At 39.7% G+C, this 11,243-nt stretch carries 14 protein-coding genes; 6 read left to right on the top strand and 8 right to left on the bottom strand.

All coding sequences use genetic code 11. The features are described from left to right. The first annotated feature begins 71 nt into the window (after positions 1 to 71). Positions 72 to 389 (top strand): DUF5389 domain-containing protein, encoded by a 318-nt coding sequence (locus ACXVWB_RS06690; RefSeq protein WP_128787958.1) that lies wholly within the window; start codon positions 72 to 74, stop codon positions 387 to 389. A 105-nt stretch (positions 390 to 494) separates the two neighbouring features. Here ACXVWB_RS06690 and pgdx read toward each other — a convergent pair whose 3' ends face one another. Then, entirely contained in the window at positions 495 to 1,220 is a 726-nt protein-coding gene (gene pgdx, locus ACXVWB_RS06695) for a hybrid peroxiredoxin PGdx (RefSeq protein WP_128787957.1), read from the bottom strand. 131 nt (positions 1,221 to 1,351) lie between these two features. Between pgdx and oxyR the strand changes: the two genes are divergently transcribed. Continuing rightward, a complete protein-coding gene (gene oxyR / locus ACXVWB_RS06700) occupies positions 1,352 to 2,257 on the top strand; it encodes a DNA-binding transcriptional regulator OxyR (protein WP_289902157.1) in 906 nt (301 codons plus the stop codon). A 24-nt stretch (positions 2,258 to 2,281) separates the two neighbouring features. Further along, the gene (gene fabR / locus ACXVWB_RS06705) at positions 2,282 to 2,905 is read left to right on the top strand and encodes an HTH-type transcriptional repressor FabR (RefSeq protein WP_128787955.1); all 624 of its coding nucleotides are present in this window, start codon (positions 2,282 to 2,284) and stop codon (positions 2,903 to 2,905) included. Positions 2,906 to 2,971: 66 nt separating this feature from the next. Here fabR and ACXVWB_RS06710 read toward each other — a convergent pair whose 3' ends face one another. Further along, positions 2,972 to 3,790, bottom strand: coding sequence for a 5'-nucleotidase, lipoprotein e(P4) family (locus ACXVWB_RS06710; protein WP_128787954.1), 819 nt, complete (start codon positions 3,788 to 3,790; stop codon positions 2,972 to 2,974). Positions 3,791 to 4,041: 251 nt separating this feature from the next. Between ACXVWB_RS06710 and ftsB the strand changes: the two genes are divergently transcribed. From ftsB to ispF, 3 genes are read left to right on the top strand one after another with little or no spacing between them, the layout of a single operon-like run. Beyond that, positions 4,042 to 4,320 carry a cell division protein FtsB gene (ftsB, locus tag ACXVWB_RS06715; RefSeq protein ID WP_289902158.1) on the top strand — a complete coding sequence of 93 codons (279 nt, stop codon included), beginning with the start codon at positions 4,042 to 4,044 and terminating at the stop codon, positions 4,318 to 4,320. Continuing rightward, positions 4,320 to 5,003: a 2-C-methyl-D-erythritol 4-phosphate cytidylyltransferase gene (gene ispD, locus ACXVWB_RS06720; protein WP_289902159.1), complete on the top strand. Its 684-nt coding sequence runs from the start codon at positions 4,320 to 4,322 to the stop codon at positions 5,001 to 5,003. Before ftsB ends, ispD begins: the two co-directional genes overlap by 1 nt. Next, positions 5,000 to 5,476: a 2-C-methyl-D-erythritol 2,4-cyclodiphosphate synthase gene (gene ispF, locus ACXVWB_RS06725; RefSeq protein WP_070776266.1), complete on the top strand. Its 477-nt coding sequence runs from the start codon at positions 5,000 to 5,002 to the stop codon at positions 5,474 to 5,476. Before ispD ends, ispF begins: the two co-directional genes overlap by 4 nt. A gap of 62 nt (positions 5,477 to 5,538) precedes the next feature. Here ispF and mscL read toward each other — a convergent pair whose 3' ends face one another. The 6 genes from mscL to def all read right to left on the bottom strand — a co-directional run bounded on the left by mscL (position 5,539) and on the right by def (position 11,050). After that, a complete protein-coding gene (gene mscL / locus ACXVWB_RS06730; protein ID WP_289902160.1) occupies positions 5,539 to 5,922 on the bottom strand; it encodes a large-conductance mechanosensitive channel protein MscL in 384 nt (127 codons plus the stop codon). A gap of 76 nt (positions 5,923 to 5,998) precedes the next feature. Beyond that, complete coding sequence (gene trkA / locus ACXVWB_RS06735) at positions 5,999 to 7,375, bottom strand: Trk system potassium transporter TrkA (RefSeq protein ID WP_289902161.1); 1,377 nt, start codon at positions 7,373 to 7,375, stop codon at positions 5,999 to 6,001. Then, positions 7,372 to 8,187, bottom strand: a complete 816-nt coding sequence (locus ACXVWB_RS06740) for a glycosyltransferase family A protein (protein WP_289902162.1) — start codon at positions 8,185 to 8,187, stop codon at positions 7,372 to 7,374. Before ACXVWB_RS06740 ends, trkA begins: the two co-directional genes overlap by 4 nt. Continuing rightward, positions 8,188 to 9,525 (bottom strand): 16S rRNA (cytosine(967)-C(5))-methyltransferase RsmB, encoded by a 1,338-nt coding sequence (gene rsmB, locus ACXVWB_RS06745; RefSeq protein ID WP_289902163.1) that lies wholly within the window; start codon positions 9,523 to 9,525, stop codon positions 8,188 to 8,190. Next, entirely contained in the window at positions 9,525 to 10,481 is a 957-nt protein-coding gene (fmt, locus tag ACXVWB_RS06750) for a methionyl-tRNA formyltransferase (protein WP_289902164.1), read from the bottom strand. The genes rsmB and fmt overlap by 1 nt, the downstream gene beginning before the upstream one ends. Before the next feature lie 59 nt (positions 10,482 to 10,540). Further along, complete coding sequence (def, locus tag ACXVWB_RS06755) at positions 10,541 to 11,050, bottom strand: peptide deformylase (protein ID WP_070712555.1); 510 nt, start codon at positions 11,048 to 11,050, stop codon at positions 10,541 to 10,543. Positions 11,051 to 11,243: the final 193 nt, after the last annotated feature.

Consider the following 11,243-nt stretch of genomic DNA (forward strand, 5'->3'; position numbering starts at 1 on the left):
GTTTCACTATCAAATAAAGACGGCATTTGTTATATTCCTTTTTATTTTTTGTCAATCATATAAGGTTCATTATGAAAAAACAAACTATGCCGACAGGATTTAGTGGCTTCGCTTGGGGACTTGCGGCATTTTGTTTACCCATTTTACTGTGGCCGATGGCCTCTCTGCTTTCCACTGCTTTTGTGAAAAACCCTACACTGAGCGATTTTCAGATCGATCTTTTCTCGATTATCTTTTGGGTGTATCCCTTTGTTTTAGTTTTGATTGCACGTTTACTTTATAAATTACATCAGTACAAACCTAAACTTGCCGTAAAATTATTGCTACTAAGTGCGGTCATTTTTTACATTGTTTTAGTTTCAGTTTGCTACATTGGCTTTAATGCTTAAGAATATAAAAACAAAATCACAAACAACAAAAAGGGAGCTTTCGCTCCCTTTTAACTTATGTTCCTAATAATCAAAAATATAAAAAATTTCCTACCTAACAATCAATTAAGCAAAGTATTTTTCTAAATCGTCACTACCACCTATGTGTTTACCCCCAATAAAGATTTGTGGCACAGTGGCTCGGCCAGAAACTGCACGCACACTCACGATTGTGGCATCATGACCTAATACGATTTCTTCAAAGCTTAAGCCTTTATCATGTAAAAGTTGTTTTGCTTTCGCGCAATATGGGCAACCTGGTTTTGTGAAAATGGTGATTGATTTTTGCACTTGGAAATCGGGTGCAATATATTTCAACATGGTATCAGCATCAGATACTTTAAATGGATCGCCTGGCTCATTTGGTTCAATAAACATTTTTTCCACTACGCCATTTTTCACGAGCATAGAATAACGCCAAGAACGTTTACCAAAACCTAAATCATCTTTTCCGACTAACATCCCCATACCTTCAGTAAAGGTACCATTACCATCAGGGATGAATTTTACATTGTGTGCTTCTTCTGCCTCTTTCCAGGCATTCATAACGAAAGTATCATTTACTGACACCACTAAAATATCATCCACACCATATTGCTTGAAAACAGGTGCAAGTTCATTATAACGTGGTAAGTGAGAAGATGAACAAGTTGGCGTGAACGCCCCCGGTAATGAGAAAACAACAACAGTTTTGTTATCAAATAATTCAGATGTAGTCACATCAACCCATTGATCGCCTTGGCGAGTGCGGAATGTAACTTGTGGAACTTTTTTTCCTTCCATATTAGACATAATGTGTCTCCTCTGTGAGTTAAATTAATTAGTCCTAAAAACTTAATAGGCATTATAGAAAGTTTTGTGATATAGTCATAATCAATTAATTCTATCCTTTTAATTGACATATTCTATAAAGTGAGAACCCTATGAATATTCGTGATTTAGAATACTTAGTAGCCCTTTCCGAGTTTAAACATTTCCGTCGAGCGGCGGATTTTTGCAATGTTAGCCAACCTACTTTAAGTGGCCAAATTCGCAAACTAGAAGATGAATTAGGCATTATTTTACTTGAGCGTACTAGCCGTAAAGTACTCTTCACGCAATCTGGTATGTTACTTGTCGATCAAGCTCGCACTGTATTACGCGAAGTAAAATTACTCAAAGAAATGGCCAGCAATCAAGGTAAAGAAATGACAGGTCCATTACACATTGGATTAATCCCGACTGTTGGCCCTTACCTACTTCCTTATATTGTACCAACATTGAAAGAAACTTTCCCAGATTTAGAAGTATTTCTTTACGAAGCCCAAACTCATCAATTATTAGAGCAATTAGAAACTGGTCGATTAGATTGTGCGATTGTGGCTCGCGTACCCGAAACTGAAGCGTTTATCGAAGTGCCTATTTTTGATGAAAAAATGTTACTCGCTGTATCCGACCAACATCCTTGGGCTTCAGAAAGTAAAATTTCTATGAATACTTTAAAAGGGCAAGAAATGCTCATGCTAGATGACGGGCACTGCTTACGTAATCAAGCACTCGATTATTGTTTCACTGCTGGTGCCAAAGAAGATTCTCACTTCCAAGCCACTAGCCTTGAAACGTTGCGCAATATGGTGGCAGCCAATGCGGGTATCACCTTTATGCCTGAACTTGCGGTATTAAATGAAGGCACACGTGCAGGTGTAAAATATATTCCTTGTCATTCGCCAGAACCGTCTCGTACTATTGCTCTCGTTTACCGACCAGGTTCACCATTACGTAATCGCTATGAACGCGTTGCAAGTGCGGTCAGTGAACGAGTTAAATCGATTTTAGCGAATAAAAAATAATTTATCATAAGCTGAGGAAACCCAATGGCTGGTGTTCGAGCAATTCAAAAAGAAAAAACCCGTCGAGCTTTAATTGACGCCGCATTCAATCAATTGAATGCAGAAAAAAGCTTTTCTAATTTAAGCTTGCGTGAAGTTGCCCGTGAAGCGGGCATTGCACCCACTTCTTTCTATCGCCACTTTAGCGATATGGATGAGCTCGGATTAGAAATGGTAGATGAAGCAGGTTTAACCCTCCGTCAATTAATGCGCCAAGCTCGTAAACGTATTGATGCAGGCGGCAGTGTCATCCGTGTTTCTGTTGAAACCTTTTTTGAATTTATCACTCACAGCACCAACGTGTTCCGTTTGCTCTTACGTGAAAGTTCGGGTACTTCTCAAGCTTTCCGTACCGCAGCCGCTCGTGAAATCAAACACTTTATTGATGAATTGACTGAATATATTGCAAAGAAAAATCACTACTCGCAATATGTGTCTTATGTACAGGCAGAAGGCATGGTAACCATCGTATTCACGGCTGGCTCCAATGCTTTAGATATGACTAAGGCCGAACAAGATTTACTAAAAGAGCGTGTTATTTTACAACTTCGTATGCTGGCGAAAGGTGCGGACTTCGCATCTCATAAAGAAAAAATGATGCGAAAATAGACCGCACTTTCTGACTAAAACAAACACCCGCATCTCTGCGGGTGTTTGTTTATCTCAAGAAGGGAATTATTTACCATCCCAAGCTTTAACTGCATCTAAACGTGCTTTCACTTTGCTGCTTGAATCGCCTTTGAAATAATCTTTTGCTAAGCCGCCTTCAAAGCCACCGTAGTTCGGGTTAGGTAATACGATGAATGTTTTACCAAATTTCGCTTTATTTTGAACAACAAAATCACGACGTTCTGCATTTTGTTTACCATAGATTGCATCACCGAAGTCATCAAGGTTATCACCCACATAAACGACGATTTCATAGCCTTGTTTTTCAATTTCTTCAAAACGTGCTGCTTTTGGTGATTTATCTTTTTTCAAGTAAAACGCTGAATCTTCAACACCATTAAAACCTAAACGTTTCATGTCATCAATCGTACCCGCTTTTTCATTGCTGTCTTTGCGGTTAGACACATAGAACATTTTACCGCCGTGGGTATTTACATAGTTATTGAATTCTACTGCGCCTGGTACTACACCTGATTGACGAGCTTCTACCCAACGAGTCCAATCTTTACCATCAAATGGCTTATTGTTTTGCACTTGCCAGCCAGCATAAGGGCTGTTATCTAACATGGTTTCATCTAAATCCACCACAACCGCTTTTTTCTTACCTTTTTTCACTTTAGCGTGATCAAATGCTACTTTTGCCGCATTGTATGCTTGGTAAGAAAGGGCTTGGTATTCACCTGATTGTTGAATCCAGTTAAGACCTAATACCGCTTGTTGTTGAAGCTGCGCATCCGCTTCTGCACTCTTATCTTGAGTCGCACAACCAGTTAAAATAAATGCTGACATCGCTGCAATAGCGGTAAGTTTTAATGTTGTTTTCATTGATTGTTCCTTCTGTTAAAAAGTCATAATGACAGACAAAAGTATAACAAGCCTATTCAGGCAGTGGCTACGGCTTTATCAAACTTTATAACTAATTTGTGAGATAGATCACATTTTTTATTTTTAAGTTATCCAACAAGACTGATGAAATCATTTTCCAAAATCATCTAATTTTTAACCGCACTTTTTCATCGCATTTCGCTGTATTTCACGGTAAACTATCCCAAGTTTTCAGAAATAATAGGTAATTTATGCGTCTTTTCATTGGAATTTTAGTGGGTGTTCTCGTGCTATTTCAGTACGATCTTTGGTTTGGTAAAAACGGATATTTTGATTACAAAGATATCGCAGCTCAAATCAAAGAGAATAAAGCTGAAAATGAAAAGCTCTCACAAAGAAATCAGATGATTTCTGCCGAAATTCAAGGCTTAACAAAAGGCTTTGAATCTATTGAAGAACGTGCACGCATGAGCCATGATATGGTCAAACCAAACGAAGTGTTCTATCACATCGTCAAAGAGCATAAATAATGAGCCGCGAAATTATTGCCGTCATACCTGCTGCGGGTGTTGGAAGCCGTATGCAAGCAAATAAACCTAAGCAATATCTGAAAATTTTAGACAAGACGATTCTGGAACATACACTCTCTGTCATTCTATCCCACCCTGCAATTAATCACGTTATTCTTGCAGTAGGAAAAAATGATCCCTATCTTTCAGAAATGGCTTTATTTCCTCATCAAAACATCACCCTCGTTGAAGGGGGAGAAGCACGAGCTGAGTCAGTTCTAAATGGACTAAAAGCAATTAAAAATAACCAAGCATGGGTGTTAGTGCATGATGCGGCTAGACCTTGTTTAACACATCAAGATTTAGATAAATTGCTCCAAATCGATGATGAACAAGGTGCTATTTTGGCCATTCCGGCAGTCGATACGATTAAACGCGCGAATAAACAACAAGATATTATTAAAACAGAAGATCGCACTGAACTTTGGCTTGCACAAACACCTCAATTTTTCCGTTGCGATCTATTAAGAAATGCGCTTGAACAGGGGCTCTCTCAAGGTGCCAATATTACAGATGAAGCCTCTGCGATGGAACTCGCGGGATTTCAACCACACTTAATCGCAGGACGAAGTGATAATATTAAAGTCACGCGTCCAGAAGATTTAGCTTTAGCCGAATTTTATTTAACAAGGAAAACGCTATGATACGAATTGGACATGGGTTTGATGTTCATGCCTTTGGTGAAGATCGCCCTTTAATTATTGGTGGCGTTGAAGTGCCTTACCATACTGGATTTATTGCTCATTCTGACGGTGATGTTGCCTTACATGCCTTAACAGATGCCTTATTAGGTGCGGCAGCATTAGGGGATATCGGTAAACTCTTCCCCGATACCGATATGCAATATAAAAATGCAGATAGCCGTGTTTTATTACGAGAAGCATTCCGCCAAGTACAAGCAAAAGGCTATAAGGTGGGCAATGTGGATGTAACCATTATTGCACAAGCCCCTAAAATGCGTCCTCATATCGATGCAATGCGAGCGAAGATTGCGGAAGATTTACATTGTGATATTGAGCAAGTGAACGTGAAAGCAACCACAACAGAAAAACTTGGCTTTACAGGTAGAAGCGAAGGTATTGCTTGCGAAGCCGTTGCATTGTTACTCAAAGCTTAAATTTTAAGTAAAAGAAAAGGTTGGTAAAATACCAACCTTTCTTTATTTAGATTAAATTCTTATTATTTTTTTAATAAATCGCGAATCTCAGTAAGTAATTCTTCTTGTGAAGGACCTTTTACTTTTTCTACTGGTTTTTTCACTTTGTTGATACCTTTGATCATCATGAAGATTGCGAATGCAATGATGATGAAATCAAAGACGTTTTGAATAAATACACCGTAGTTTAATGTTACTGCTGGAGTGTCGCCTACTGCTTCTGCTAACGTGATTTTTAAATCTTTGAAATCTACGCCACCAGTTAAAATACCTAATACAGGCATTGCTACGTCACCGACCAGTGAACTTACGATTTTACCAAAAGCACCACCGATGATCACACCGACTGCCATGTCTACTACGTTGCCGCGCATTGCAAATTCGCGGAATTCTTTAATAAAACTCATAAATATTCCTTTATATTGGTTTAAAAATTAAAAGAATGCGTATTATAGGTTTTAAGATTAAAAAGTAAATTGTTATTTAAATAAAAAATGCGCTCGGTTGGAATAATTTTTCTATTTCTGACACAGATTTCTTGTCATTAATATAAACAATGACACTATCACCTTCTTCAATGGTCACCTGACGACGTGCAATGATAACCTCATTTTTACGTAAAATTGCTGCAATCATTGCACCAACTGGAAGTTTAATATCGCCAATCTGTCTTCCAACCACATTGGATGTTGTCGAATCGCCATGTACCACAAGTTCAATGGCTTCCGCAGTACCATGACGCAAGGATGCCACGTTTTTGATATCCCCTTTGCGCACATGCCCTAATAAAGCAGAGATTGTTGCTTGTTGTGGTGAAACCGCAATATCAATGGTTCCACCTTGAATCAAATTGATATATGCCATGCGCTGAATCAGTACCATGGCTTTTTTAGCACCAAGACGTTTTGCCAGTAATGCAGACATAATATTGGCCTCATCATCGGCACTTAATGATAAAAAGACATCGACGTTCTCAATATGCTCTTCAAAAAGTAAATTTTGGTCAGAAGCATCACCGTGGAAAACAAGCGTTTTAGAGAGTTTCTCTGCCAAGACTTTTGCTTTTTCACCGTCTCGCTCAATAAGTTTCACTTGATACTTATCTTCTAACTGTTTTGCAACACCTGAGGCAATATTCCCGCTGCCGACAATCATGATACGCTTGTAGGTTTTCTCAAGGCGTTGCAACTCACTCATCACCGCTTTAATGTGCTCTGTCGCACAAATGAAGGTAATTTCATCTCCTGCCTCAATAATGGTCGAACCTTGTGGGCGAATTAATTTATCATTACGTAAAATTGAAATGATCCGGCAATCAATATGTGGCATATGCTCCTTAAAAGCCGATAACGCATAGCCCACTAACGGACCACCGTAATATGCTTTTACGATCACAATGCTAATTCGATTTTTGGCAAAATGCGCCACTTGCAACGCACCTGGATAAGCAATTAAGCGTGTAATCTCATCTGTGACTAAGTTCTCTGGCGAAATCAGATGATTGATTGGTACGTTTTCATCATTAAATAATTTATCTTTCTCACGCAAATATTCCGCATTACGAATACGCGCAATACGTGTTGGGGTATTGAAAAGGGTATATCCCAACTGGCAAGCAATCATATTAATTTCATCTGATGCCGTTACTGCAACCATCAAGTCTGCATCAGCGGCTCCGGCATCACGCAAAATCTTTGGTGAGGAAGGGGAACCTTTAACCACGCGTAAATCATGCTTATCTTGCAAATTCTGCAAATGTTGAGATTCATTATCGACTAGTGTTATATCGTTATCTTCACTCACTAAATTTGCCGCAAGTGTTGTGCCTACTTGCCCTGCACCTAAGATGATTATTTTCATTCTGTTCTCTCCACAACCAAAGGTCGGATGCCAATTTCAGCTGAATTTAGACCGCACTTTAATGTTTCAATGCGGCGACAAATGGTCGCCGTTACTTGTTCTGCTTCTGCCATTTTTTCTGTAGTAATCGAAGGATCTTGTTTACCAAACAACAGACCATCGAGCAAACGTTCTGCATGCATCCCTTCACGACAAAAATGTAATACGCCTACATCTTCAAATAATGTGGCTACTTTTGCCGTTTTAGTGGTTGCAATGCCTAAAGCGCCATCTTCACCGCCGAGCTCTTGAAATAATTGATGTGTTGGAAATCCGCCGCACGCTAAGAAAAAAGCTTTATTGAAAACGATATTTCCCCCGCAGGTCATGCGCATATATTGCCATGCCTGATCAAAATTAGGGTGTTCCGCATAACGTTGGGCTAAATTTATCGGCTTTAATGCTAATCTCACGACCGAAGTATCTGGCTGAAAATAAAATGTTGCCGCAGCCACTTCCAATGCTCCAGGTTCGTATGCATCATCCGCATCTAAAAACGCAACAAAATCGACCACACTTTTAGCAGAGAGCATTGCGCCCCAATTTCGAGCCATCGCGACACTACTATTTTTCGGCATTTTCTCGACAGAAATTCTGTCAGGATATTGCGCTGCAAGCTGTAAGGCTAATTCAAATGTATTATCTGTAGACGCATCATCAATCAGCCAAAGACGGCCAAGATTACCTTGCAGCAACACAGACTCTACTGCACGAACAAGCGTTTTTTCCGCGTTATAGCAAGGAATGACGACATCAATTAAAGGCAAATTCATTTAAGCTGACCGTTTTCTCAATTTTGCATAATAGAACCCATCCCCGCCATTCTCTTGTGGTAAGAATTGGATTCCAATCGTATTTTCCGTTTGTTCAAACGGCAATGGCATTAATTCTGCATCGGGTGTTTCCGCTAAAAAATGCTGTATTTGCTGACTGTTCTCATCGGGAAGCACCGAGCAAGTCGCGTAAAGCAAAATACCATTAGGTTTTAATTTCTCCCAAAGTGCTTTGAGGATTTGCCTTTGCAAAGTAACCAATTGAGCAATATCTGTTTCTTGGCGTAACCATTTAATATCTGGATGGCGTCGGATCACTCCCGTTGCGGAACAAGGTGCATCTAATAAAATACGATCAAATAACTTTCCACTTAACCCAATTTCTGCAAGCCACGTTTCTGGTTCAGTCGCATCACCGCAGACTACCGTCGCCTGTTGATTCAAACGCTCAAGATTTTCTTCAATACGCTTTAAGCGATGAGCTTCTACATCAAGCGCAATCAACTTCGCTTGTGGTGCCATTTCTAAAATATGGGTAGTTTTCCCACCTGGTGCCGCACAAGCATCTAAAATCAATTCACCATTTTGTGGCTCAAGCAATAAGGCTGACCATTGTGCGTTGAGATCCTGAACTGTTACCACACCTTGTGCAAAATTTGGCAGCTTCGAGACAGAAAGCGGTTGAGCTAAACGTAAAGCATGTGGATTATCACATTCAAATGCGACTATCTCTTGCTCTTCCAACAAAGTGCGGTAAGTTTTCGTATTATTTTGTTGTTGGTTAACTCGCAACCACATTGGTGGCTTTTGGTTATTCGCCTCAATAATTTCACGCCAATTCGGATAAGCTTTTTTGAGTTTATTCACAAACCATTCAGGATGAAGCGTTTGCCGATGTTTATCTACTACAGCAAGAATATCCTCTTGTTCCCGTAAGAAGCGACGCAATACACCGTTAACCAAACCACGAAAACTATCCGATTTCAATGATTTTGTGGCATTCACCACTTCATCAACCGCCGCGTGAGCGGGCACTCGCATATAAAGTAATTGGTACAATCCCACCAATAGCAAGCAGTGCACGATGCGGGTTTTACTCTTCAATGGCTTATCTAATAGTTTTTTTATAATATTTTCTAAACGAGGTAATACGCGACAAATACCAAAGGTAGTTTCCTGTAATAAAGGTAAATCCTGTGGTTTTACCTGCGATTGCACTTCTGGAAGCAACGTTGATAAGGACTTACCTTGATCTAAAACCTGTAAAATCACTTGAGCAGCAATAGCGCGTACCGAAAGTGCGGTCGATTTTCCCGTTTTTTTGCGTTGAAATACCATTAGTTTAGAACCTTACCAACCTGGAACCAATCTGCTCGACCATTGAGGAAGTCTTGTACAGACATAGGTTTCTTGCCTGCAGGCTGAAGTTGCAATAAATTTAAAACACCTTCTTTCGTGGCAATTTGGATACCTTTTTTATCGACACTTAAAATCGTCCCAGCGGGTTTATCTACATGTGGCAATACTCCAGCAGCATAAACTTTTAGGGTTTGTTCATTACCTTGTTCATCGGTTAATTGTAGGAAACTAATCGGCCAAGGATTAAACGCGCGAATATTGCGCTCAAGCTGGGCTGCCGATAGCGACCAATCCAATTTAGCCTCTTCTTTGGAAAGTTTCTCTGCATAGTTGCTTTGGTTATCATCTTGTTTTTCCGCAATGAACTTCCCTTCTTCCAAATGATCCAAAACATCAATCAATGCCGACGGCGCAATTTCAGCTAATTTATGGTAAAGCGAAGCAGAAGTTTCTTGCGCATCAATATCGCAATACACTTTGTGTAACATATCACCCGTATCTAAGCCTGCATCCATTTGCATAATCGTCACACCAGTTTGTTGATCCCCAGCCCAAATAGATCGCTGAATAGGTGCAGCGCCACGCCAACGTGGTAAGAGAGAGCCATGCACATTTAAACAACCTAAACGAGGCATATCTAACACTGCTTGAGGTAAAATCAAACCATAAGCGACAACAACCATCACATCGGCATTTAACGCTTTAAGCTCTGCTTGTGCTTCTTCTTTACGCAAGGATTTTGGTTGATAAACAGGAATTTGATGCTGTTCTGCTAATTGCTTTACAGGACTCGCCTGCAATTTTTTACCGCGGCCAGCCGGTTTATCTGGCTGCGTATAAACAGCAATAATATTGTGATGTGAATTTAAGAGTGCAGCAAGATGTTGTGCTGCGAAGTCCGGCGTACCGGCAAAGATGATATTCAATGGTTTCATAATGTTCTACGTTATGGCGTTAATAGGAAAAGTGCGGTCATTTTATACCGCACTTTTGATTATTGTTTTGCAATTTGTTTTTTATATTTCACTAATTTTTCTTTGATACGTTGGCGCTTCAATGGTGAAAGATAATCCACAAATAAAATACCATTTAAATGATCGATTTCATGTTGAATACAGATTGCTAATAAACCATCTGCATCAAGCGTAAATTCTTTTCCATGACGATCTAACGCTTTTACCGTGACTTTTTCTTTACGAGGCACTAAAGCACGGAATCCAGGAATAGATAAACAACCTTCTTCAATGCCTGTTTCACCTTCAGAAGCCAAAATTTCTGGATTAATCAACACTAATTGATTTTGTTTGTCGCCTTCAATATCAATCGTAATAATACGCTGCAAGATATCTACTTGTGGAGCGGCAAGACCTATGCCTTCTTCTTGGTACATCGTATCAAACATATCATCTACAATTTTGCGAATATCATCATTGACTTCAGCAACTGGCTCACAAACAACCTTAAGGTGATCATCTGGATAAATTAATACATTAAGTGCGGTCATATTTTCTCTTGTTTTATTAAAATTACGGCGGTGATTGTATCATAGAATCAACGCTTTGCTAAAATATTGAAAACTCCATACACAAAAACCCCAAGCTCTTCAGCTCGGGGTTCTACATTCAGTACCTGGCGGTGTCCTACTCTCACATGGGGAAGCCCCACACTACCATCGGCGCATCGGCGTTTCACTTCTG

The organism is Haemophilus sp. SZY H53, assembly GCF_054332375.1.